This window comes from Sphingobacteriaceae bacterium (assembly GCA_002319075.1).
In the GTDB taxonomy this organism is placed as follows: Bacteria; Bacteroidota; Bacteroidia; order B-17B0; family Aurantibacillaceae; genus Aurantibacillus.
The window spans coordinates 4846640-4870362 of the sequence record NVQB01000001.1 but is presented as its reverse complement, the minus strand read 5'-3'; the positions used below and the strand labels follow the sequence as shown (position 1 = coordinate 4870362).

Genomic DNA, 23723 nt, shown 5'->3' with positions numbered 1-23723 from the left:
GAACTTACTGAGCTTGTAAATGTTTAATTATTTCAACTTCATTGTCTGTTCCTTTACTTATTGTGAGTAGTTTTGATTTTGTCCATTCGCTTTTTAAATTTTCTCCGGCAAGTTTATAGTGATCATAAAGTGTCAGTAAGGGCACTATATAATTTCCATTTACCATTTTTACGATGTCAGGAGATATCTCATGATAAAAAGGTTTGTCTAGATAATCAAACGCGTATTGATGCTCCACATTATTTTTCAAAAGGGCAATGTTATCTATGGGTTCTTTACTGTACAAGTAAGCCAGCCCTGTTAGATAAAGTTTTTCCTGGATTGCTTTGGTATACTTATCGTCACAAGCTGTGGTAAGAGCCAGGTACAATGGATAGTTTTTGGAGTTAGAAGCGATGTGTGTAATAATCGTATTTCTATCATGCTCGTGATCCGCGTCTGCTACTTTCGAACCGGCAGGTTTCTCCCATTTTGTAAGGCCTAATTCCTGAAAGAGTTTTTCGCGATAATCATCTAACTGAACCAGGTACATATTAATAACTGTAACGTCTTTTCGAATACCTTGTGATTGCAAATACCAGATAGGATAGGTGTCGTTGTCGCCAGATGTTATTAGAATTGCATTTTCCCTCAACCCCATTAAAACATTGTAGTTATAATAAATAACGCCTGTTGAAAATTGCCCTGCCTCGAACTTTTTCTGAGAATAAATCTCGCGATCTTTTATATTCCTTGTCAATTCTCCTTGATTAATCATATAGTCGAGGTGTTCTGTCCGCCCTTCTCCTATCTCGATAGCCTTTTTTAAATAGGGTAAAAATTTCGGATCATTTCCACCTATCTGCCACTTCGCGATATTGTACTCATAACTTTCCGGAACGGCTTTGCCCATCTTATCAACGATGCTATTTAACAGATCACTTTTTTCTTTCGGACTACGATTACTAACTGTATCATTAAAAAGAATGTTTCTGTTTGCGTAGTAATAATTATACCAGGCAGCTGCATCTTTTGGATTCTTTTCCAGTTCCCTTTCCCAGGCAGCTGACTGCTCTTTGTAATAACCTATGGATTTGTGCTGTCGGGCATTTCCAAATATTTTCTCAGATTTTTGCGAAAACCCTATAAGGGAAAATAAGGAGCAACTAAAGAGGAGTAAAGTTTTCATGAGAATACTTGTTTTTATCTTATACGCGTAAAAAGAAAGTAAGTTCAAAGTCGTGATTTTTTTTTTATGCCTTTTTTATAAATCCCGAAAAGCGACATAATTATATTTTTTTGGCTTAAGACAATACACTTTCAGAAGCTAAAACAATAAGTGTAAATTTCTTAATTTAGCAAGATGAACTACCTCGCTCACGCTTTTCTATCGAACAATGACGAAGATCTTTTAATAGGAAATTTCATTGCAGATCATTTGCGGGGCAACAACTTTACAGGCCTTTCGCAAAAAGTTATTGAAGGAGTTTTACTCCACCGTAAAATCGATTCATTTACCGATGAGCACCCCGAATTTAAAAAAAGCAAACGTGTTTTTTATGACGGTTTCGAAAAATACAGTGGCATCTTGATTGATATTTATTTCGACTATTTTCTGGCAAAAGACTTCTCCAGCTATTCAAATGTTTCACTTGCAGAATTCTCAAAAAAGGTTTACAAGGTTTATTCAGACAATCAACATCTTCTTCCAAAAAGCAGCAATAGATTTTTAGAATACGTTATTCAAAACGACATTTATCACTCCTACTCCAAAATTGAAGGAATACAAACCGTTCTGAATCACCTTTCACACCGAATTAAACATCCCGTTCAGCTCGATAACTCTATTAAACTTTTTAAGGAGTATGAAAATGAACTTCAGAGTAATTTTGACGCTTTTTTTAAAGATGTTTTTAAGGAGTTTAAAGCGTCTTCCTGAGAATTATTTTACTCAACACGTCGAATATAAATCTCTCAATACCCTTTATCCTTATAGAATTGCAGAGACTAAGGCGCCTGACATCTGTTTAGTTACAATTAGAATAAAGACTATCATGAAAAAAGAAGAAACAACCAATTCCGGTAAATCTAAAGAAGAATTTCCTGGCTATCCTTCAAAGCCTTCAAACGAAGACATTTATAATAACGATAAAGAAACTGATCTTGATCCTGAAACTTTGCATAAAAAAACATCTATTTCAGATCACGATGCTCCAAATCATAAGGGAAATATGAAAGATATGTCTGGTGAAGATCTTGATATCCCGGGTTCTGAATTAGATGATGTACAGGAAAACATTGGCAGCGAGGACGAAGAAAACAACTTTTATAGTCTTGGTGGCGACGATAAAGAAGCGCAGGAAGAGGATAAAACCCAGTAACTCATTTAAGGCTCAGTGTTTGAGCCTTTATTTTTTATCTTCATTGTTATTCATCAGCCTCCGCCTTATGTTTTAGAAACAGAGGGTTTAAAACTCTAAAGACTAACGATGGTAAGGATGTTTCGACTTCCCGTATCTTCCACCTTTCATACGAAATGTGCCATCTTTTTTAAACAACCTGCTAGTACCCATTTTTTTAGTCCTGACTTTTATCTCAGGTGTAGGCTGCCTCATCGATTTTTGTGATTTCGTTGTTTTATTTTTAGCTATTAAGGCAGTCTTAGATTGATTTTCACGCACAGCCTTTAAAGAATCGGTCTTCATAACCGTCGATAAACTATCTTTAGATCTTCGAGAAACACTTACTTCCTCTAATCTCGATAAACTATCCGCGGTAAGTTTCTGTTTTAAAACACTAGCTGATGCTGTTTTTTTATGTTGTTTTATTGTCTTATTTTTTTGATTCCGTTTCTTTGTGGTATTGCTAGAAGCTTCTATTTTCAATGGAATAACAACCTTTGATATCGAGGTGGGTTTTACCTTCTTAATTTCTGAAGCCTTTATGATTTTTAAACTCTGAACGGTTTCTACTTTTGCAATTGGAAAACCTTGCGCATAGTGATAAAAACACGTGAGGCAGATCAACAGCGAAAAAATCAAAAACACCAAATTAAGCCGGTAAGAAGTAAAGAAATTAAATCTGTTTTTTTTCGATAAAGTTCTCTGACCAACAGCAGACAAAACTTCCTTATTTTTCAGATTAGTCTCAAAATCAAGACTCAGAAAAGATTCTCTCAATAAGTTATCCAGCTCATCTTCTGTTATATGTCTGGAATGTTTACTTTTCATTGGTACTTTTATTTAAAATATCATTCATATCATCCAGTAACTTTTTTTTAAGCCTTGCATAATAAACTTTCAATTGTTTCTCTGGTTTATTTACAAACTTTCCTATTTCACTGTAAGGCATATTTTGTCCACGCATAAGCAACAGCATTCTTTCCCAATCTTCCATTTCATCCAGTAAATTCTGAAGCACACTTAATTTTGGATTTACAGAAGCCTGCTGCTCCTCACCAACCAGCACAAAATCTTTCAGCTCTACCTCAAAATTTCGGGTCTCAAAAGATTTGTTGTCTCTAAAATAGTTCCGCAAATAGTTTATATGAGTTTTAAAAATGAATGCAGTGCGTTTGTGCTCATTTTCGAAAGTGTACCTTTCTCTCACGTCAGCCATTCTGTAAATTGTCTTATAAACAAGATTCATGGCATCATCTTCGGCTAAATGATAATTTTTGCGGGTGTAGGCCAATAATCGCTTTGCATAAACTTCGTAGAGTTCTTTTATTACCTGCTGAGAGCCGGCTGTGATATGTATTTCGTTAATTGCAGTATCCATCTTCCACTTAGTAACTATAACACAATTTGGTAACAAAATAACGATTAAAAAATACCAAATAATCCTCTGATTCACTTATGCAAAAAAAAGAGAAACTACAGGCTAAATGCGTTGGCGTTTAAGGGCGAATGTTAGGATAGTCGCCTGGGTTTGGAAAAGCCGATACTTCAATAAACGCACAAAACCCTTCTAACCTGTGTAAGAAGGGTTTTGTGATGCTGGTGAGTAAGTTACTGTTAATAGCGTTAGTCTGTAATGATCATCTTTCTGGATTGCATTACCTTACCGTCTCCCACAATAGAATACATATAGATCCCTGCTGGAAAGTCAGTGGTACTGATTTTTATTGACGATTCTCCCCTCATTTCGAGTGGATAGGATGCTATTTTTTTACCCACCATGTCATGCACATCAATGCTAGCATTAGTAACCGAGGCAGGCAGTAAATAACTTATAGTTGTTTCATTATTAAAAGGATTAGGAGTGTTTTGGCTCAGAACATCTAAACCCGATCCCAAACCGTACTTATTTAAACCAACAGTTTCCATATCTTTTTTAACATCGCACGCAGGATCTCTGTAATATAAATACTCTACTTCCGATGCGCTTAAACATCTATCATAAAAGCGAAGATTGTCTATACTTCCCAGAAAAGACTGAGTGAAATTGGACTCGTTGGTATTTCCGAGTACCACACTTTTAATCGGAGAAGCGTAGTCCCAGGTAATACTATGGCTAACCGAATTATTCAACGTACCGTTTATATACAGGGATATATTATTATCATCAATACAGAAAACAACATGGGTCCAGTCGCCAACTCCAGGAATTGGATGAGCGGAGGTAACATTTTGAAAAAGCTGTACACGCGAACAACTTCCATCTGCTTTAGAAACATAAAAACCGCCGGTACCAGGTCCCATGCTGCCGGGCGCCAGGAAATTTAAGGCATAAGCTTCGAAATTGGAAGTACAGTTGTTTTTTGTATAAACAAGATAGGCTTGTCCAAGATCGTCAGACTGATACCACCCCGAAACTGAAACAACATTCGTTTGAAATAAAGGGTCTGCAGGTAATTCAACATAATCTGAAGCTGTGCCGCCAAAGTGTAAGGCAGTAAACGGCGCGCTGAGATGACCTGGTACGCAGGTTACGTTGTTATACAGTGTGCCGTTTAACGCATTTGATGTCATGTCTGTTGCGTTACAATTCAAGGGATAACAAGCTACTAGCCCCGAAGTGACTTGTGCAAATCCGAATTTAATTGATAAACTCAGAATTAAGATTAAAGATTTTTTCATTTGTTGGAAATTTAAGATTTAGCCTACTCTATACGCTTTTCGGCTTCCGCTGTTGATTGATACAATTAACTTTTACAAACTTACAATCAGAGTTACGGTGTTTAACTTCATGTTGCATCCAAATGTATAATGACTTTATAAGTGGCAGCAGACGGTACGCTCTTAAAAGATGAGGGTTTTATTAGCCCTATCAACGGCGAATATTCCGCTGGAAAAAAAACAAAAAAACATGGCGTAAAATAAACAACCACTTATTAAGTAAATAGGGCATTTCACGTATTCAAAAAATATAGATTATGTAATGTATCTGCAAACCATTAAATTTATTTTTTTAAACCCAGCTTAAACAGTGAAAAAGTATCTACTTACCAGGCTTTTAATTCTATTGGCAATAAATCCCGGTTGGTCGCAAAACGAAAAAAATTTAGTTGGAAAATTCACATTCAATAATAAAAGTTTAATAAATGAGATAAGTGGTAAACCTGTTAAAGCGCTTGGCAAATCGTTTGTAAGCGATAGATTTGGAAATGAAAACTCCGCTGTTTTTTTATATGGAGGGCTTGGATCTTATATCAACCTGGGTACAGACGATGAATTAAAACCGGTTAGAGGTACTGTTTCAGTATGGATCAATATCGAAAACATTATCTATAGAGGCCAGGGTATTGACGTAAATCCGGTTATACTTACTAAAAACACAAGTGTTGATGATTTTCATGAAGGCTATTGTTTGATGTATCATTATGATACGCATCGTTTTTCGGCTTCTGCCGGTCTGGATCAACAAAATCAGGTATGTGTTTTTTCAGAATCTGAAACAGATCTCAGAAAATGGCGCCATTTAATTATGACTTTTGACGATGACTCCCTTCATTTTTATATTGATGGCATTCTGCAGGCCTGCATTGTAAAAACATTTAAAAATGCCTATTTGAAAGGAGACTCAGTGATGGTGGGCAATACCGCTAACAAAAAAAACAGCCGTTATTTTAACGGACTAGTAGATGACATATATATTTACGACCGTGTGCTCAGCTCAAGCGAAGTAAAACAACTATACGAACAGCCCAATCCTAACCGTACGTCGATTGTTTTAAAATGGATTTTTGCTTTTACAGGATCTGCTTTGGGTATTTTTTTTATTGTTCTGTTTTTTGTAAAACGTCAGAAAAGAATATTCAAAAAAGAAAATGAACAGATTGATTTGAAAACACGTCTTCGCGAAATGGAGACCAAGGCAATTCGGTTACAAATGAACCCTCATTTTATTTTCAATACACTTAACTCCTTGCAACGCATCATTCTGGAAGGAGACATTTCTAAAGCCAACGACTATCTAAGTAAATTTTCTGTCATGCTCCGTCGCATATTAGAAAGTTACGATTCGGATAATATAAGTTTAAAAGAAGAATTAGAAATACTGGAAATCTATATAAACATTGAGAAAGTGCGCTTCGGTAATTCATTTGAATACACCATTCATTCCGATGTGAAAAATCCCGCTGCTGTTTTTATTCCATTTATGCTTATTCAGCCTATTATAGAAAATGCGATTTGGCATGGCTTATTACCCAAGGAAGGTGAAAAAAAATTAGCAATTGCGTTTACCGATAACATTGGATTTATAACCTGTAAAGTGGAAGACAACGGGGTAGGTATAAATGCTGAAAAACATGAGCCCTTGCTGACAAACAGAAAACGTTCAATGGCACTGGAGTTCATTAAACAACGCCTGTCTATTCTAACGGAAGTAACTCTAATAAAAGGAGCAATAAGCATTACAAGCAAACGCAACAAGATTGGAAAGAACGAAGGAACTTTAGTAGAACTTAGAATTCCGAAACGATGAGTGAACAATTACGGGCTGTAATTATAGATGATGAATTTGATGGCGTAAAAGCCTTAACTTTAATTATTCAAAAATTTATTAAGGAGGTAGAAGTTATTTCCTCATCCACCAATGCATTGGAAGGAATTAATTTTATTAACAACTACCAACCTGACATAGTATTTTTAGATATAAATATGCCTGTATTAGATGGCTTTCAAGTCTTAGAAAACTTACATTTTAAACAATTCAGTCTGGTATTTACAACAGCGCATAGTGAATATGGTTTAAAAGCACTTAAAAATGGAGCTGTCGATTATCTTTTAAAACCTATTAATATTGAAGAACTTAAGCTAGCCATTGAACGTATAAAAAACAAACGCCAACAACCTGTTCACAAGTTAGATCTAAGCATACTATTCAATCTAATGAATATCCAGGCGCTCAAAGTCTCTGTCCCAACCAAAAACAGCATAGAGTATATTTTCGCAAAAGACATTGTTTGCATAGAAGCTGATGATCACCATTCAAAAGTAATGTTATCGAACCTTAATCAGGAAGTTTTATCATCTAAAGCCTTGAAAGACTACGAGATTTTGCTTTGCAAAACAGATAGTTATTTTATTCGGCTCCATAATTCCTTCATTGTGAATACGAACTTTGTTTTTAAGTATGTAAAGGAAAACGGAGGGTATATCATTATGCAAAACAATAAAAAGATCCCGGTGTCTAAAAACAAAAAAACGGAGCTTTTAAAGGCCATCAATATTTTTGAAATAAGCTAGTCGGGTATTAGACGTTCACAAAACATGTGTTACTAAATTTAGATGAGTCCTTTAAGGGTTCCAGCCTATTTTCGGAAATAACAGCTAAGATGTATTAAAGTCCCCCCTCAGGTAGCTCACGTGTTTAGACTAGCTAGGAGGATCCATTGGGCTGAGCTTAGCAGGAGTGCATACTGGTGTGGTCAAGTTATATCAACCTATTTAAACGCAAAAAGCCCTACACTCTCGTGGGGCTTTTGACTTAAAGCTGATAGTTATAGGGAGGCATTCACCTACCCTGCTGGCTGGATAGTTTGAGGTTTAGACCAATTACCATCCATTGGCCTGAGCTTAGTTAAGGGGCTTGCGGGTGTGCTAAAATAAGGTTATAGCAACCTATATAAACGCAAAAAGCCTTACATTTCTGTAAGGCTTTTTGACTTTAAAATTGGCATCGACATACTCTCCCGGGCTTTAGACCAAGTACCATCTGCGCAGGTGGGCTTAACTTCTCTGTTCGGAATGGGAAGAGGTGATCCCCACCGCAATAGACGCCATAAAGGGATCATTATTTCGGGTTGTTTAGTAATTATTTTGGGTTTAGAACCCGCCATAAAACAACTCGTAATAATTAATAAATTAAAACAATATTGAATAAAGACACAAGAGATTAATTAAGATTATCAGCCTGAAGTAGAAAGCGAACTTTCACTTCAGGCTAATCTTAAAATATTTTTTTAAGAAAGCTTACGGACAATTAGTACTACTCGACTTTGACATTACTGCCTATACATCTGTAGCCTATCAACGTGGTAGTCTACCACGATCCTTATAAAGAAAACTTATCTTGAGGTGAGTTTCGCACTTAGATGCTTTCAGCGCTTATCTCATCCAAACATAGCTACCCTGCGGTGCTTCTGGCGAAACAACAGGTACACTAGCGGTTTGTCCGACTCGGTCCTCTCGTACTAGAGTCAGGGCCCCTCAATTTTCTAACGCCCACAACAGATAGGGACCGAACTGTCTCACGACGTTCTGAACCCAGCTCGCGTGCCACTTTAATCGGCGAACAGCCGAACCCTTGGGACCTTCTCCAGCCCCAGGATGTGACGAGCCGACATCGAGGTGCCAAACCCCCCCGTCGATATGAGCTCTTGGGAGGGATCAGCCTGTTATCCCCAGCGTACCTTTTATCCTATGAGCGATGGCCCTTCCATGCGGAACCACCGGATCACTATATCCTACTTTCGTACCTGCTTGGCTTGTCGGCCTCACAGTCAAGCCCGCTTATGCTATTGCGCTCTACGTACGGTTACCAAGCGTACTGAGCGGACCTTTGAAAGCCTCCGATACCCTTTCGGAGGCGACCACCCCAGTCAAACTACCCACCAAACAATGTCCTCTTTGCAGAGTTAGACTTCTAGTAAGTAAAGGGTAGTATTTCACATTTCGGCTCCACAATGGCTAGCGCCACTGCTTCAAAGCCTCCTACCTATTCTACACATCACTTACCCGAAATCAATGTTAAGCTATAGTAAAGGTGCATGGGGTCTTTCCGTCCCGTTGCGGGTAATCAGCGTCTTCACTGATACCACAATTTCACCGAGCTCGTGGCTGAGACAGAGCGGAGATCGTTACACCATTCGTGCAGGTCGGAACTTACCCGACAAGGAATTTCGCTACCTTAGGACCGTTATAGTTACGGCCGCCGTTTACTGGGGCTTCGATTCAAAGCTTCTCTTGCGATGACCTCTCCTCTTAACCTTCCAGCACCGGGCAGGTGTCAGGCCTTATACTTCAACTTTCGTTTTTGCAAAGCCCTGTGTTTTTGTTAAACAGTCGCCACCGCCATTTCTCTGCGGCCTGCATTGCTGCAGGCACCCCTTCTCCCGAAGTTACGGGGTTAATTTGCCTAGTTCCTTAGCCACGGATCACTCGAGCGCCTTAGTATATTCTACTTGACTACCTGTGTCGGTTTGCGGTACGGGTAATACTCACCTGAAGCTTAGAAGTTTTTCTCGGAAACATACTTGGATGCATATCCTCTTGTCTGACGACTCAAGGTACTTTCACCTTTCAGACACCTGGCGGATTTGCCTACCAAGTGTAACCCTACGGGCTTAAACGAACTATTCCGTCAGTTCGCAGCATTTACGTTTTTTCGTCTCTCCATCGCAGTGGTATTAGTACTGGAATATTAACCAGTTGTCCATCGATTACGCCGTTCGGCTTCACCTTAGGACCCGACTAACCCTGAACCGATTATCGTTGTTCAGGAAACCTTAGTCTATCGGCGAATAGGTTTCTCGCCTATTTTATCGTTACTTATGCCTACATTTGCTTTTCTAACCGCTCCAATAGCGCTTACGCAACTTCTTCAACGCAGTTAGAATGCTCCCCTACCAGACAACACTTGACGTGTTGAATCCAAAGCTTCGGTACTATACTTGATGCCCGAGTATCATCCACGCCCAATCGCTCGACCAGTGAGCTGTTACGCACTCTTTAAATGAATGGCTGCTTCCAAGCAAACATCCTGGCTGTCAATGCAATCGGACCACGTTATATCAACTTAGTATAGATTTTGGGACCTTAGCTGTTGGTCTGAGTTCTCCCTCTCTCGTCCGTGGGCCTTAGCACCCACGGGCTCACTGCAGAGTATATCTTATAGCATTCGGAGTTTGTCAGGACTTGGTAGGAATCGCTTCCCCCGCATCCAATCAGTAGCTCTACCTCTATAAGACTTAACCTCTACGCTGTCCCTAAAGACATTTCGGGGAGTACGAGCTATTTCCCAGTTTGATTAGCCTTTCACCCCTACCCTCAGTTCATCCGGAAGCTTTTCAACGCTTATCGGTTCGGACCTCCATTCCGGGTTAACGGAACTTCATCCTGACCAAGGGTAGATCACAAGGTTTCGCGTCTGCCTCTACTGACTATTCGCCCTATTCAGACTCGCTTTCGCTTCGGTTCACGGACCTTAAGTCCTTAACCTTGCCAGTAAAGAGCAACTCGTAGGCTCATTATGCAAAAGGCACGCTGTCACCCCACTTAAGGGCTCCAACCGCTTGTAAGCGCATGGTTTCAGGTTCTATTTCACTCCGCTGTTCGCGGTTCTTTTCACCTTTCCTTCACAGTACTAGTTCACTATCGGTGTCTTAGGAGTATTTAGCCTTACCGGATGGTGCCGGCAAATTCCTACAGGGCGTCTCCGACCCCGCAGTACTCAGGATACTACTAGGTATAAAATTCATTTCATATACGGGACTATCACCCTCTATGGTCGGCCTTTCCAAACCTGTTCTATTATAAACTTTAAGTCCACATTGTAGTCCTATAACCCCAGCGTAACCGTAATTACTCTGGTTTAGGCTCTTGCGCGTTCGCTCGCCACTACTTGCGCAATCATTATTTATTTTCTTCTCCTGCTGTTACTTAGATGTTTCAGTTCACAGCGTTTGCTCCTATTGCTAGGTGATATATCTTCAATATACCGGGTTGCCCCATTCAGAAATCTACGGATCAATTCGTATTTGCCAATCCCCGTAGCTTATCGCAGCTTATCACGTCTTTCTTCGCCTCTAAGACCCAAGGCATCCTCCATGCGCCCTTATTTACTTTCTTCTTTTGTCTTCCAATGTAATTAAATACCTCAGAGACACGGTATGCAGCTTTTGCTCCGCATGCCAAAGAATTTTGTTTTTTTAAGTGGTTTCTTTCCACTCTTCATGTGTTTAACTTCATGAATTTAAAATAGATCTTTTATTTAAAAAAGTCTATCTGTTGTTCACCAATCTTAATAAATTAAAATTGGCTCTCGTGTCTTTATCAATATGTCAATGAACGTAATTAATTCTTCGTAAAGAATCAATGTGCCCAGAATAACGGAGTCGAACCGTATCTCTTAAATCAAAAATTTTACTTCCTGATCTTTGCTCTCCTTTAGAGCTTATTCCTCATTTTTTCAATTTAAAATCTTTACCGTTGTAAAGAAGTATTCCTGTGGAGAATATCGGAGTCGAACCGATGACCTCCTGCGTGCAAGGCAGGCGCTCTAGCCAGCTGAGCTAATCCCCCAAAATTCAAGCTAACAAGTCTGCAGCTTTCAGTCAGCAGACTCCAGTTCTCACTGCTTGCTGCTTTCTTTTGACTGTTGACTGTTTGTGTAGTCCCGAGCGGATTTGAACCGCTGACCCCTACATTATCAGTGTAGTGCTCTAACCAACTGAGCTACGGGACTGTGTTAATCCTTCCGCCTGTTGGCCAAGCTCTTTCACCCAGCTCTTGTCTTGGGTTATTCCAAAATTTTAAAAAAGATTGATAAACAAAAAATAGTAAGTAACTATATATTACATAACAGACACCCTTGTTTGAGGGATGGCTCCAGAAAGGAGGTGTTCCAGCCGCACCTTCCGGTACGGCTACCTTGTTACGACTTAGCCCCAATCACCGGTTTTACTCTAGGCGGCGCCTTACGGCTACCGACTTTAAATACTCCCAGCTTTCATGGCTTGACGGGCGGTGTGTACAAGGCCCGGGAACGTATTCACCGCGCCATTGCTGATGCGCGATTACTAGCGAATCCAGCTTCATGGGGTCGAGTTGCAGACCCCAATCCGAACTGAGACTATTTTTGAAGATTTGCATCATGTTGCCATGTAGCTGCCCTCTGTAATAGCCATTGTAGCACGTGTGTAGCCCAGGACGTAAGGGCCGTGATGACTTGACGTCATCCCCACCTTCCTCACCGCTTGCGCGGGCAGTTCCACTAGAGTCCCCGGCCGAACCGCTGGCAACTAATGGTAGGGGTTGCGCTCGTTGCGGGACTTAACCCAACACCTCACGGCACGAGCTGACGACAGCCATGCAGCACCTAGTTTCGGGTCATTGCTGACTAACTCCTTTCAGAGTTATTCCCTAACTTTCAAGCCCTGGTAAGGTTCCTCGCGTATCATCGAATTAAACCACATGCTCCTCCGCTTGTGCGGGCCCCCGTCAATTCCTTTGAGTTTCACCGTTGCCGGCGTACTCCCCAGGTGGATTACTTATCGCTTTCGCTAAGCCACTAAAGGTTGCCCCCTAGCAGCGAGTAATCATCGTTTACAGTGTGGACTACCAGGGTATCTAATCCTGTTTGATCCCCACACTTTCGAGCCTCAGTGTCAGTTATAGTTTCGTCAGCTGCCTTCGCAATCGGTGTTCTATGACATCTCTATGTATTTCACCACTACATGTCATATTCCGCCAACGGCAACTATACTCAAGACCAACAGTATCAATGGCAATTTCCGAGTTAAGCTCGGAGATTTCACCACTGACTTATCAGTCCACCTACGCTCCCTTTAAACCCAATGAATCCGGATAACGCTTGCATCCTTCGTCTTACCGCGGCTGCTGGCACGAAGTTAGCCGATGCTTATTCTCACCATACTATCAGCTATCCTCACGAGGATAGGTTTTCTCCGGTGTAAAAGCAGTTTACAACCCATAGGGCCGTCTTCCTGCACGCGGCATGGCTGGATCACCCTTGCGGGCATTGTCCAATATTCCTTACTGCTGCCTCCCGTAGGAGTCGGATCCGTGTCTCAGTATCCGTGTGGGGGTTAATCCTCTCAGATCCCCTACTGATCGTCGCCTTGGTGAGCCGTTACCTCACCAACTAGCTAATCAGACGCATACTCATCTTTAACCGCCGGAGCTTTCAAAAAAATTCGATGCCGAATCTTCTGTTATGGGGTATTAATCCGAATTTCTTCGGGCTATCCCCCTGTTAAAGGCAGATTGTATACGTGTTACGCACCCGTGCGCCGGTCGCCAGCGATATTGCTATCCTGCTGCCCCTCGACTTGCATGTATTAAGCCTGCCGCTAGCGTTCATCCTGAGCCAGGATCAAACTCTCCATTGTAAAAAAAAGTTTGTCCTCTAGATTTACCATGTATCACTACATGGAAAACTTGCTATTGCTCATTTCATATTTTATTATCTTAAGGACGTAATGTTGTCTTTTGCAACATCCCTCAAGGGCTAGTTGTACTTGCGTACATTTAAAGCTAATGTGTTTGTTCGTAATACTACTCAATTTAATGAGCGAATCACTTACCATTATTGTTTACCAATCTTTTCAATGAACGTCTTATATTTCTTTCGGATCAATTAATTTGTAGTTACCTACTCCTTTATCTTTCCTTCAAAATGTCAGTCTTTAGAACGTGTCCCACTTAATCTCTCTCTACTTTTCTTTTCTTCTTTCGTTTCGGGGGTGCAAAATTACATCTTCTTTTCTTATCCTGCAAATATTTTTTAATTTATTTTAAAAATATTTTTTTCTCTCTCACTCTGTAACAATATCGGAATCCCTTCCTCTATAATACTCAGGAACTAATTCCTGATCTTGCACCTTAATAACTCAAAAAACGGGAGGGCAAAAGTACTAATTGTTTTTTCATTCTCCAAATATTTTTTAAAATAAAATACTTTTTTCTCTCTCCTCTCAATCCTGCACTCTCACTACTCAAAAAACGGGAGGGCAAAAATACTAACTCTTTATGTACTTACAAATAAAACTTAACGATTTGTTAATAACTAGGCTAAATGTTAAAAAAAGTACGGGGTCTTATAAGCTCAAGATTTAGAGTTAAATTTGAATCAAAGTCGCATCCATAGCGGAAAGTGACTGTTTCACGAAAGATCTACACTACATTAAACATATGTCTGGGGTTAATAAAGTTATATTGATTGGAAATCTTGGAAAAGATCCTGAATTAAAATTTCTAGAGGGAAATATAGCAAGATTGAGTTTTAGTCTGGCTACTACTGAAATTTATAAAGACGCAGCTGGCAATCAGGCAGAACACACTGAATGGCACAACATCCTACTGTGGCGATACCTGGCAGAAAATGCATCAAAAGTATTAAAAAAGGGAACCCAGGTTTATATAGAGGGTAAGCTCCAAACCCGCCACTGGGTTGATAAAATGGGCCATAAAAAAAACATTACAGAAATTATTGGAGAAAATTTTCAAGTGCTTCAAAAAAAAGATAGTACCAATGCTCCCATCAATCCTGGCTTTGAATCAAAGCTCAATATTAATTCAGATAGTAAAGGGCTCCCTTATTAACAACCTCATTGTAAAATTGCAAAACTGAAGACAGCTATTTTAAATTCGGATTTTTACTTTTGTATATGAATTTTAAAGTTTTAATTTTTTGTGTGCTAGTTAGCATAACGCTTATTTCCTGCGATGAGGAAGAGGAAGTTTACGCTCCCCGACCTCGTGGATACTGCCGCATTGACTTTCCTGAAAAAAGCTATAGAGTTTATGATAGCATTTGCCCCTACAAATTTGAAATTCCACTTTATTCGCATTTTGTGCAGGACAAACACAAGGGTGCGGAGCCTTGCTGGTTAAATCTCGAGTTCCCTAAGTTTAAAGCCACTATTCATTTAAGTTATAAAGCGGTTAATAATGATCTGGCAAATCATCTTGAAAATTCTCATTACTTTGCCAATAAACATCAGGTAAAAGCCACGGGGTTAGATGAAGTTGTTATTTTACGTGACAGCGCTAAAGTTTACGGATTACTTTTTGATATTGCGGGAAACACCGCATCACCATTACAATTTTATCTTACAGACAGTACAAAACATTTTTTGAGAGGGGCTCTCTATTTTAATAGTGTTCCCAATATTGATTCACTTAAAATTGTAGTGGATTTTATCAGAGCAGATGTTTTGCACATGATTAACAGCACAAGCTGGAAAAAAGATGATGCCGTAACGCAAAAAAAATAATCTTAGTTTTTTACGGAAAGCGAATTTCCGTTGTAAGAAGTTCCGTACAATCGCAATGCCCATTCTGCAGGTCCTTTAGTAATAGAACCGTCGAAAATTCGCCATTCAGAACCGCTGATTGTATCTCTTAATGTAAAATTATCTTTTTGAACCACTACTCTTGCTGCGGGATTGTTAGGAAGCGAGGCAGAAGTTCTTTCGATCGCTACAAATTCTTCCTGAGATTTTCTATAAATTATTATTCCGTTGACTCCATAATTTTCAACGTACATCCAACCGCCAATAGATTGAATTTTAAAATTTAAAGGATCGTTAGGATAAGTTATATAGGTAACAGGAACACTGGGCACGGGATGATTTGCAATATTTTGAGTTGTTTTCTTTTTACATGAAAATGCAAAACAAACAAGAATTATAGCAAGATTTTTTTTCATCGGTCAGCCTTAAAACGCCTCTATAATGGAATTAGTATGCTAATTTATAATTTCCTTTTTAGTTATAACGTTAATTAATTTAAAAAGCACATCAGATGTTTATTATAAATCAGTATTTAATTACCTTTAAACCTTAATCATTTTACAAAATATTGTGTCAGATACACCAGAATTCTCTTCAGAACAACCTGTTATAAAAAAATCAAATCCTTTCATGCCTCTTTATTTTGCGCTGGTTTTGGCTGCAGGTGTTGGCATAGGTTATTATTTTACATTTAGCTCTGCTTTGTCAGGTAAAACTGCAACTTTCCATACTAAAGGGCAAAACAACAAGATTAGCAATCTTCTGGATTATATCGAGATGCAATACGTGGATACAATAAATCGCGAACAGCTAGAGAATAAAACCATATTGTCAATGCTTAAAAGTCTTGATCCACACAGTGATTTTATACCCGCTTCCGATTTCAGTGCAGTAAACGAACCTTTAGAAGGAAATTTTGACGGTATTGGTGTTGAATTTAACATCATCAACGACACTCTAAGAGTTATTACACCAATTATTGGTGGACCTTCTGAAAAGCTTGGTATAAAAGCCGGAGACAAGATTATTAAAGTGAATGGCAAAAGTATTGCCGGCATAAAAGTAACGAATAAGCAGGTATTTGAAAAACTACGTGGAAAAAGCGGCAGTGTAGTAACCGTTAGTATACTTCGCGGTAATGTTAAGAAACCTATTGATTTTGAAATTACACGTGGAAAAATTCCAATTTACAGTATTGACGTTGCTTATATGTTGAGACCGGGAATTGGCTTCATCAAGATTAGCCGTTTTGCAGGAACAACCTATGAAGAATACCTGAGTGCTTTTAATGCACTCTCTAAACAAGGTATGAAGAAATTAGTGCTTGACCTACGCGGAAACGGCGGAGGTTTCCTAAAAACAGCAGTTGAGCTTGCCGATGAGTTTTTAATGGATGGTTTGCAAATTGTATATACCGAAGGGAAAGCTCACCCTAAAAAGGTTTATAATGCATCAACACGCGGTGGCTTTGAAAAAAACCAACTGGTTGTTTTGATTGATGAAGGCAGTGCAAGTGCCAGTGAAATTGTTGCGGGTGCTTTGCAGGATAATGATCGTGCTACTATTATTGGTCGAAGAAGCTTTGGGAAAGGACTTGTGCAGGATCAAATTGATCTTCCAGATGGTTCGGCTGTTCGCTTAACTATAGCTCGTTACTATACGCCAACGGGTCGCTGTATTCAAAAACCTTACGATAAAAGTCTGGACGATTATTACAATGAGGAATCCGAACGTTACGAGCATGGAGAACTTTATAATGCTGATAGTATTAAAGTAGATAAATCAAAAGTCTATCATACTCCGGGCGGGAAAACAGTTTATGGAGGCGGAGGTATTGTTCCTGATGTTTTTGTACCACTCGATACTGTTAAGTACAGTCATTCGCTGAACAGGTTATACAATACAGGCACATTAAATACTTTTGCATTTGAATATACTGATCAAAACCGGACACAGCTTTTAAGTACATATAAAATTGCGGCAGACTTTATTTCTAATTATAAAGTGAGTGAAAAAGAAATTGCTGCTTTAAAAAATTACCTGGAATTAAAAAAATTAAACATTGTTACTTTTACAGGCAAAGAAAACGGATTTACACAAATTTTAAAGGCGCTTATAGGGCGAAACCTTTTTGACAAAGATGCCTACTACCCTATATTATATGAGAATGATACGGCAATATTAAAAGCGATCGAATCATTAAAATAACTATACTAAAGAATTAAAATCCAGCAAATTTTGCTGGATTTTTAATTTTAATTCTAAAAGTTAAATTGATTTTTTTGTTAGTTAAATATCATATTAAACCGCTCTTCACATGAAATTATTTAGTTATTTTACAGCTTCTATTTCACAAAATAGTCACCGGATATATGAACGATAAAATAAATTTATTAGAACAAAAAAAAGCTGAAGCACTTTTAGGTGGTGGTCAAAAAAGAATTGATGCACAACATAAAAAAGGCAAACTTACTGCGCGTGAACGCATTCATTTTTTAATGGATGAAGGGACTTTTGAAGAGATTGGCATGCTGGTTCAACACCGGAGTAACGATTTTGGTTTGGATAAAGAAAGGTATTTGGGAGATGGTGTGGTAACCGGTTACGGTAATGTTAACGGACGTTTGACTTATGTTTTCTCGCAGGACTTTACTGTGTTTGGAGGAAGTTTGAGTGAAACGCATGCTGAAAAAATATGTAAAATAATGGATCTCGCCATGAAAAATGGAGCTCCGCTAATTGGCCTGAACGACAGTGGTGGCGCGCGTATTCAGGAAGGCGTTGTTTCTCTGGGAGGGTATGCTGATATTTTTTACCGGAATGTAAGAAGCAGCGGAGTTATTCCGCAGTTGTCTGCTATTATGGGGCCTTGTGCCGGTGGCGCCGTTTACAGTCCAGCTATGACAGATTTTATTCTCATGGTTGAAAATACCAGTTACATGTTTGTAACTGGGCCTAACGTTGTAAAGACAGTAACACATGAAGAAGTAACAAGTGAAGAATTAGGTGGTGCAATGACTCACGCTACAAAAAGTGGTGTAACTCATTTTGCCTGTGCTAATGAAGTTGAGGCGATAAATTATTTAAAAAGCATCTTAAGTTATGTACCACAGAATTGTGAAGAAGATGCTCCTTCCCTACCCTATGAAATCGGTAATGAAGCGCGTCCGGATTTAAACAGTATTATTCCAGCTAACGCAAATCAACCTTACGACATTCGTGAAGTTATTGAAAAAGTAATAGACGATAACTCCTTTTTTGAAGTACATAAATTATTTGCTGAAAACATTGTTGTGGGTTTTGCCCGTTTAGCAGGAAGAAGCATTGGTATTGTTGCAAATCAACCCGCTGTTCTAGCTGGAGTTTTAGACATTAATTCATCGACAAAAGCAGCAAGATTTGTACGTTTTTGTGATAGTTTTAATATCCCTCTTTTGGTATTTGAAGATGTTCCGGGATTTTTACCAGGTACTGATCAGGAATGGAATGCCATTATTACAAACGGCGCTAAATTACTTTATGCTTTTAGTGAAGCAACGGTTCCAAGAATAACTGTTATTACCCGCAAGGCTTATGGTGGAGCTTATGATGTAATGAACAGTAAACATATTGGTGCCGATATGAACTATGCCTGGCCAAGTGCAGAAATAGCTGTGATGGGTGCTAAAGGCGCTGCCGAAATTATTTTTAAAGGAGAAATTTCGGAAGCTAAAGACAAAGACTTGAAATGGAAAGAAAAGGAAACGGAATACCAGACTATGTTCGCAAATCCTTACCGTGCGGCAGAAAGAGGCTTTATTGATGAAGTTATTAAACCGGAGGAAACCCGCACAAAACTTATCAAAGCATTTAAAATGCTTGAGAATAAAGTGGATAAACTTCCAAAGAAAAAGCATGGTAATATACCTTTATAAAAATTTACCTCTCTTATAATTTGTAAAAACAAAATCCCAAATCAAACTCCATGACATCCCAGATTACTAAACACGCATTTGTACCTAAAAAAAATAGTAGTAAAAAAACACTACTCTTTTTATTTTTAACCTTAGCAACAGTTACCTTGAGCAGAGCCCAACATTGCAAGTGGGACCAGGTTTCAGCGATCATTGTTGAAGTAAGAGATAATGCAACAGGGCAGTTAGTTAATGGTTTGGATATTACTTTAACAGATTCGCTGGGTAAACCTTACAAAATGATGGCTGCTGAGACTGTAAAGTTCAATCAGAATAAAGCAGATCATAAACAATATGCGGAGACCGGTGGACCTTTTGCATTTGAACAACATTTCTATGTGCTTTCTCTTACAGCCTCTGCTTATCCTCATCTTTATAACCATGGTAATGCTCTGATTGAAGTGAAGGATAAAGACGGAGCGAAAAATGGTGCATTTAAACCAAAATCCGTTTCTTTTTACGCCGATAACATCGTGAGCCTTTGCACTAATCACAGTATATGGAATGATGAGAAGTCGATGGAGAAAGTAAAAGTGCTTATTTTGGTTGATCGTAATAATTAAGTGCTGGTTTATTTTTTCAGGCAGACACATTCTTTAATTAACTTGCAAATTTCGTATAAGCGGTAGATAGACATCACTTTATGTCGCTACTTTTATTTTATGAAAGCCAGCGTCAATACAAGATACGGACCTCCCGAAGTTCTTCAGATCAAAGATGTTATAAAGCCTATTCCAAAAGACAATGAGGTTCTTATAAAAGTACGCGCAAGTACCGTAAATCGCACAGACACTGGATTTCGCGATCCCGCCTATTTGGCAGTGAGAGTTGTTGGCGGTTTCTTTAAACCTAAAAATCCCATTCTTGGAACAGAACTTTCGGGAGATGTTGAAGAGATTGGCAAGGATGTAAAAACTTTTAAAATAGGAGATTCAGTATTTGGGTTAAAATGTTTTCATTTTGGTGCGCACGCAGAATATATTTGTGTTCCCGAAGAAGGTTCTATTGCTCTAAAACCTCAGCATATTAGTTACGAAGAAGCGGCAGCCTCGAGCGAAGGTCCATGGTTTGCGCTTACGGGTTTAAAAAAGATGCAACTAAAAAAAGGTGATAAAATTCTTATTAATGGTGGCACAGGATCTATTGGTTCGGCAGCCATTCAGCTGGCAAAATATTTCGGCGCTGAAATTACTGCAGTTGCCAATACTAAAAATCTGGAGCTTGTAAAATCTTTGGGGGCACATATGGTGACCGATTATACTAAGCAGGATTTTACAAAGACGTTAAATCCAAATTCCTTCGATTTTATTTTCGACGCTGTGGGAAAAAGTTCCTTTTTTAAATGCAAAAAATTGCTGAAACCCGGTGGGATATATTATTCCACAGAGCTTGGCTATATGTCGCAAAATATTTTCCTGGCTTTGTTTACGCCCCTAACCGGGGGCAAAAAAGTTATCTTTCCAATTCCAAAGGACAAAAAGGAAGACATTCTTTTTTTCAAGAAATTAATAGAATCAGGACATTACAAAGCTGTAATAGATCGCATTTACAGTCTAGATCAAATAGTAGAAGCTACACGCTACGTCGAAACTAAAGAGAAGACCGGAAATGTGGTTATTAAAATTTGCTCTGAATAAACCTATGGCACGATAATGGATTCGGTAGAACTTAAATAATTCTTTAACTTGATCCTTTTTTGCTTCCAAACTATGAAGACACCTGGTTTCATTTCTTTGCTCTTACTTTCTACTTCCTCCATCTTCGGTCAAACAACAGGTATTACAGACATTGAGCGGACTGTTTTCTATATGAAGGAAGGCATAGAAGTATTTGAAAAAGTACAAAAAGAAAAAACCGCGACTTCACAAATTTATATCTATTATCATAAAGCTGAACCCCAAATAATCCGTTTCCAAAAAAAAGAGAAATTGGAAAAGATCGTAGATTGGTATTATTTTGAGCAAATTCTCATCTATACTGAAAGTAACTGGCAGGACACAACAAGCGGTAAAGTACTATTCACCGAAAAAACTTACCACCATAATGGCTCGCTAATTGCGTGGCTTACTTCTGAAAACACTTTTGTAAATAGTACCTTACCGGAATATAAAAGCCTCGAAAGGCGCCTGGATACAACCGCAATACATTTAAGAGAAGAATTTCTTTTAAGATAAGGAGTTTTATGGTCTTCTAGCCTACTCTGATTTTTCTTTTTTATACTATTTTTGTTTCAAACTTAGAATGAGTACTATACTTTTAATAGAAGACGAGAGCAGCGTTTCCAATTTCATAAGAAAGGGATTGTCTGAAGAGGGGTATAGTGTTTCTGTTGCTTTTAACGGTTCATCTGGAATTCAAATGGCAAAAGAATCGGCTTTCGATCTGATTGTTCTCGATATAATGCTTCCCGACATAAACGGAGTGGAAGTTTGTCAGGAGCTACGCAAACAGAACCTTAAAACCCCCGTACTTTTTTTAACAGCCTTGGGAACTCCAGAGAATATTGCGCATGGTTTAAACAGTGGTGGCGACGACTACCTTGTAAAACCATTTAAGTTTATTGAATTAAACGCAAGAATTAAAGCGCTATTGAGAAGGTCTGATTCTAAGGAGCAAAATGCTGATCAACAAAATATATTCACTCTTGCTGATTTGAAAGTAAACGATTATGCAAAGAAAGTGGAACGGAATGGCGTACCTATCAGTTTGACTGCCACGGAATACAGACTCCTTTTGGTTTTGCTTAAGAATAAAGGTCGGGTTTTATCACGCTTAGATTTGCTTGAAAATGTGTGGGACATGAGTTTTAATATGGGAACCAACGTGGTTGATGTTTATATTAATTACCTGCGTAAAAAAATAGACGCTGATCGTGATAAAAAGTTAATTCATACCGTTATTGGTATGGGCTACGTAATTAAGGAAGAATGAAAACCCAGAGTAAAATCGCGCTTATCTTATTCTCATCGAATGTGGTGATGATGTTGCTTTTTGGCAGCGCTATTTATTATTTCCAAAACACTTACTCTTACACTGATTTTTACAAGAGATTAGAGACAAGAGCACGCGTAGCTGCCAGGTACAATTTACAATCGGACCGTTTAAATGCTGAAGCCCTTAAAACTTTAAGAGAGCAACACCTGGAAAGATTAAGCAATGAAAAAGAAATGATTGTAGAAATTTCTGATCCGGAAAGCGTACAAAGAACAGCCGTTATATACCAGTTGCCACAGCAGTTTTTGCAGGATATTTTAAAGGAAGGAAAATCAACATTAAAGGAACGTCAGTCGTTTTATGCAGGAATTCTTTACACGACGGAAGGAAAAAAATACATAGTTATTGTTTCTGCAGACAATGCTTATGCGGTAAGACATCTCACTTTTTTAAGGAATGCCATTTGGAGCAGTATCGGTATAATCATGCTTATTACGATCGCTTTTTCGCTTTTCTTTTCCAAACGCATTTTCGATCCTATTAAACAGATTACACTCAGAGTAAAACAAATCAGTACAGAGAGTATTCATCTTCGTTTAGACGGAAAAGACAAAGCTTATGAAATCAGCGAGCTCATCTCCACATTTAACGACTTGTTGAACAGGTTAGAAACCTCATTTGAAACACAAAAAAACTTTATAAGCAATGCATCCCATGAATTTGGAACGCCTCTTACTTCAATTATTGGCGAGGCAGAAGTTGCTCTTATAAAAGAAAGAAGCTCCGCAGACTACCAGGAGACGCTTCAGAATATTTTAAAGCAAGCCGGACGTTTGGATCAGATCACCCGCTCTCTGTTGTTTCTGGCGCAAACAGGTTATGAGGGAAAAAAGATAATTTTCGAAATTATAAGGATGGATGAAATTCTTTGGGAGGTAAAAGAAATTATCAATCAATTGAATCCAAAAAACAAGATATCGATCGATCTAAATTCCTTGCCCGAAGACCCTAAGAAGTTAAAAATAAAGGGCAACAGGGAATTATTAAATCTTGCGATAGCAAATTTGTTTACCAATGCCTGCAAGTATTCGCATAACAAACCCGTTAGTGTAAATATCGAGTCTATCAACCAGGAAGTTGTTATCACCATAAAAGATCAGGGGGTTGGTATTCCTGAAAATGAACTTCCTTTTATCTACGATCCGTTTTTCAGAGCATCTAATACGCACACCTTCGAAGGTTATGGAATTGGCTTGCCTTTATCTCGAAATATCATTTTATTGCATCATGGAAGTCTGCTTGTTTCCTCTAAAGCTAACGAGGGCACAACCGTTCGGATAAATTTTCCTGTAAGTTAAAATACATTAAAAGTC

The 23723-nt window shown here is 38.7% G+C and carries 18 protein-coding genes, 2 tRNA genes and 3 rRNA genes; 13 read left to right on the top strand and 10 right to left on the bottom strand.

Features of this window, described 5'->3' with window-relative positions; all coding sequences use genetic code 11:
• Window positions 1-4: 4 nt before the first annotated feature.
• Window positions 5-1168 (bottom strand): hypothetical protein, encoded by a 1164-nt coding sequence (locus tag CNR22_21090; protein ID PBQ34158.1) that lies wholly within the window; start codon window positions 1166-1168, stop codon window positions 5-7.
• A 174-nt stretch (window positions 1169-1342) separates the two neighbouring features.
• Between CNR22_21090 and CNR22_21085 the strand changes: the two genes are divergently transcribed.
• Together CNR22_21085 and CNR22_21080 are read left to right on the top strand one after the other, a co-directional pair.
• Entirely contained in the window at window positions 1343-1918 is a 576-nt protein-coding gene (locus CNR22_21085) for an ACP phosphodiesterase (protein PBQ34157.1), read from the top strand.
• A 115-nt stretch (window positions 1919-2033) separates the two neighbouring features.
• Complete coding sequence (locus CNR22_21080; protein ID PBQ34971.1) at window positions 2034-2360, top strand: hypothetical protein; 327 nt, start codon at window positions 2034-2036, stop codon at window positions 2358-2360.
• Window positions 2361-2462: 102 nt separating this feature from the next.
• Here the strand turns inward: CNR22_21080 and CNR22_21075 are convergent, their stop codons facing one another.
• From CNR22_21075 to CNR22_21065, 3 genes are all read right to left on the bottom strand, one after another.
• Complete coding sequence (locus CNR22_21075; GenBank protein PBQ34156.1) at window positions 2463-3209, bottom strand: hypothetical protein; 747 nt, start codon at window positions 3207-3209, stop codon at window positions 2463-2465.
• Window positions 3199-3759: a hypothetical protein gene (locus CNR22_21070; GenBank protein PBQ34155.1), complete on the bottom strand. Its 561-nt coding sequence runs from the start codon at window positions 3757-3759 to the stop codon at window positions 3199-3201. Before CNR22_21070 ends, CNR22_21075 begins: the two co-directional genes overlap by 11 nt.
• Window positions 3760-4004: 245 nt before the next feature.
• Window positions 4005-5060: a hypothetical protein gene (locus CNR22_21065; protein PBQ34154.1), complete on the bottom strand. Its 1056-nt coding sequence runs from the start codon at window positions 5058-5060 to the stop codon at window positions 4005-4007.
• 349 nt (window positions 5061-5409) lie between these two features.
• On the opposite strand from CNR22_21065, the gene CNR22_21060 reads away from it, so the two are divergent.
• Entirely contained in the window at window positions 5410-6909 is a 1500-nt protein-coding gene (locus CNR22_21060) for a hypothetical protein (GenBank protein PBQ34153.1), read from the top strand.
• Entirely contained in the window at window positions 6906-7673 is a 768-nt protein-coding gene (locus tag CNR22_21055; protein ID PBQ34152.1) for a hypothetical protein, read from the top strand. Before CNR22_21060 ends, CNR22_21055 begins: the two co-directional genes overlap by 4 nt.
• Window positions 7674-8098: 425 nt before the next feature.
• Here the strand turns inward: CNR22_21055 and rrf are convergent.
• The 5 genes from rrf to CNR22_21030 all read right to left on the bottom strand — a co-directional run bounded on the left by rrf (window position 8099) and on the right by CNR22_21030 (window position 13560).
• Window positions 8099-8211, bottom strand: a 5S ribosomal RNA gene (gene rrf / locus CNR22_21050).
• A 178-nt stretch (window positions 8212-8389) separates the two neighbouring features.
• Window positions 8390-11276, bottom strand: a 23S ribosomal RNA gene (locus tag CNR22_21045).
• A gap of 379 nt (window positions 11277-11655) precedes the next feature.
• Window positions 11656-11729, bottom strand: a tRNA-Ala gene (locus CNR22_21040).
• 89 nt (window positions 11730-11818) lie between these two features.
• Window positions 11819-11892 (bottom strand) — tRNA-Ile (locus tag CNR22_21035).
• A 140-nt stretch (window positions 11893-12032) separates the two neighbouring features.
• A 16S ribosomal RNA gene (locus CNR22_21030) occupies window positions 12033-13560 on the bottom strand.
• The 16S, 23S and 5S rRNA genes sit together here with 2 tRNA genes alongside, the layout of an rRNA operon.
• Window positions 13561-14360: 800 nt before the next feature.
• Here CNR22_21030 and CNR22_21025 point away from each other — a divergent pair.
• Both CNR22_21025 and gldD read left to right on the top strand, forming a co-directional pair.
• Entirely contained in the window at window positions 14361-14771 is a 411-nt protein-coding gene (locus CNR22_21025; protein ID PBQ34151.1) for a single-stranded DNA-binding protein, read from the top strand.
• 65 nt (window positions 14772-14836) lie between these two features.
• Entirely contained in the window at window positions 14837-15445 is a 609-nt protein-coding gene (gene gldD / locus CNR22_21020; GenBank protein PBQ34150.1) for a gliding motility lipoprotein GldD, read from the top strand.
• Between the two features lie 2 nt (window positions 15446-15447).
• On the opposite strand, the gene CNR22_21015 is transcribed toward gldD, so the two are convergent.
• Complete coding sequence (locus CNR22_21015) at window positions 15448-15879, bottom strand: hypothetical protein (protein ID PBQ34149.1); 432 nt, start codon at window positions 15877-15879, stop codon at window positions 15448-15450.
• Between the two features lie 214 nt (window positions 15880-16093).
• Here CNR22_21015 and CNR22_21010 point away from each other — a divergent pair, with 214 nt between their 5' ends.
• The 7 genes from CNR22_21010 to CNR22_20980 all read left to right on the top strand — a co-directional run bounded on the left by CNR22_21010 (window position 16094) and on the right by CNR22_20980 (window position 23708).
• Window positions 16094-17671 (top strand): peptidase S41, encoded by a 1578-nt coding sequence (locus tag CNR22_21010; protein PBQ34970.1) that lies wholly within the window; start codon window positions 16094-16096, stop codon window positions 17669-17671.
• 164 nt (window positions 17672-17835) lie between these two features.
• Window positions 17836-19377: a methylmalonyl-CoA carboxyltransferase gene (locus tag CNR22_21005; protein ID PBQ34148.1), complete on the top strand. Its 1542-nt coding sequence runs from the start codon at window positions 17836-17838 to the stop codon at window positions 19375-19377.
• A gap of 50 nt (window positions 19378-19427) precedes the next feature.
• Complete coding sequence (locus CNR22_21000) at window positions 19428-19979, top strand: hypothetical protein (GenBank protein PBQ34147.1); 552 nt, start codon at window positions 19428-19430, stop codon at window positions 19977-19979.
• Window positions 19980-20078: 99 nt separating this feature from the next.
• Entirely contained in the window at window positions 20079-21053 is a 975-nt protein-coding gene (locus CNR22_20995) for an NAD(P)-dependent alcohol dehydrogenase (protein ID PBQ34146.1), read from the top strand.
• Window positions 21054-21125: 72 nt separating this feature from the next.
• The gene (locus tag CNR22_20990; GenBank protein PBQ34145.1) at window positions 21126-21590 is read left to right on the top strand and encodes a hypothetical protein; all 465 of its coding nucleotides are present in this window, start codon (window positions 21126-21128) and stop codon (window positions 21588-21590) included.
• A gap of 67 nt (window positions 21591-21657) precedes the next feature.
• Complete coding sequence (locus tag CNR22_20985) at window positions 21658-22347, top strand: DNA-binding response regulator (GenBank protein ID PBQ34144.1); 690 nt, start codon at window positions 21658-21660, stop codon at window positions 22345-22347.
• Complete coding sequence (locus CNR22_20980) at window positions 22344-23708, top strand: two-component sensor histidine kinase (GenBank protein ID PBQ34143.1); 1365 nt, start codon at window positions 22344-22346, stop codon at window positions 23706-23708. Before CNR22_20985 ends, CNR22_20980 begins: the two co-directional genes overlap by 4 nt.
• The last annotated feature ends 15 nt before the right edge of the window (window positions 23709-23723 follow it).

Coding starts and splice junctions, on each gene's coding strand:
- CNR22_21010 (PBQ34970.1), top strand. CDS start 16,094: ATGCCTCTTTATTTTGCGCTGGTTTTGGCTGCAGGTGTTGGCATAGGT.
- CNR22_21025 (PBQ34151.1), top strand. CDS start 14,361: ATGTCTGGGGTTAATAAAGTTATATTGATTGGAAATCTTGGAAAAGAT.
- CNR22_21070 (PBQ34155.1), bottom strand. CDS start 3,759: ATGGATACTGCAATTAACGAAATACATATCACAGCCGGCTCTCAGCAG.
- CNR22_21015 (PBQ34149.1), bottom strand. CDS start 15,879: ATGAAAAAAAATCTTGCTATAATTCTTGTTTGTTTTGCATTTTCATGT.
- CNR22_21075 (PBQ34156.1), bottom strand. CDS start 3,209: ATGAAAAGTAAACATTCCAGACATATAACAGAAGATGAGCTGGATAAC.
- CNR22_21085 (PBQ34157.1), top strand. CDS start 1,343: ATGAACTACCTCGCTCACGCTTTTCTATCGAACAATGACGAAGATCTT.
- CNR22_21055 (PBQ34152.1), top strand. CDS start 6,906: ATGAGTGAACAATTACGGGCTGTAATTATAGATGATGAATTTGATGGC.
- CNR22_20990 (PBQ34145.1), top strand. CDS start 21,126: ATGAAGACACCTGGTTTCATTTCTTTGCTCTTACTTTCTACTTCCTCC.
- CNR22_21000 (PBQ34147.1), top strand. CDS start 19,428: ATGACATCCCAGATTACTAAACACGCATTTGTACCTAAAAAAAATAGT.
- CNR22_21005 (PBQ34148.1), top strand. CDS start 17,836: ATGAACGATAAAATAAATTTATTAGAACAAAAAAAAGCTGAAGCACTT.
- CNR22_21080 (PBQ34971.1), top strand. CDS start 2,034: ATGAAAAAAGAAGAAACAACCAATTCCGGTAAATCTAAAGAAGAATTT.
- CNR22_21065 (PBQ34154.1), bottom strand. CDS start 5,060: ATGAAAAAATCTTTAATCTTAATTCTGAGTTTATCAATTAAATTCGGA.
- CNR22_20995 (PBQ34146.1), top strand. CDS start 20,079: ATGAAAGCCAGCGTCAATACAAGATACGGACCTCCCGAAGTTCTTCAG.
- gldD (PBQ34150.1), top strand. CDS start 14,837: ATGAATTTTAAAGTTTTAATTTTTTGTGTGCTAGTTAGCATAACGCTT.
- CNR22_20985 (PBQ34144.1), top strand. CDS start 21,658: ATGAGTACTATACTTTTAATAGAAGACGAGAGCAGCGTTTCCAATTTC.
- CNR22_20980 (PBQ34143.1), top strand. CDS start 22,344: ATGAAAACCCAGAGTAAAATCGCGCTTATCTTATTCTCATCGAATGTG.
- CNR22_21090 (PBQ34158.1), bottom strand. CDS start 1,168: ATGAAAACTTTACTCCTCTTTAGTTGCTCCTTATTTTCCCTTATAGGG.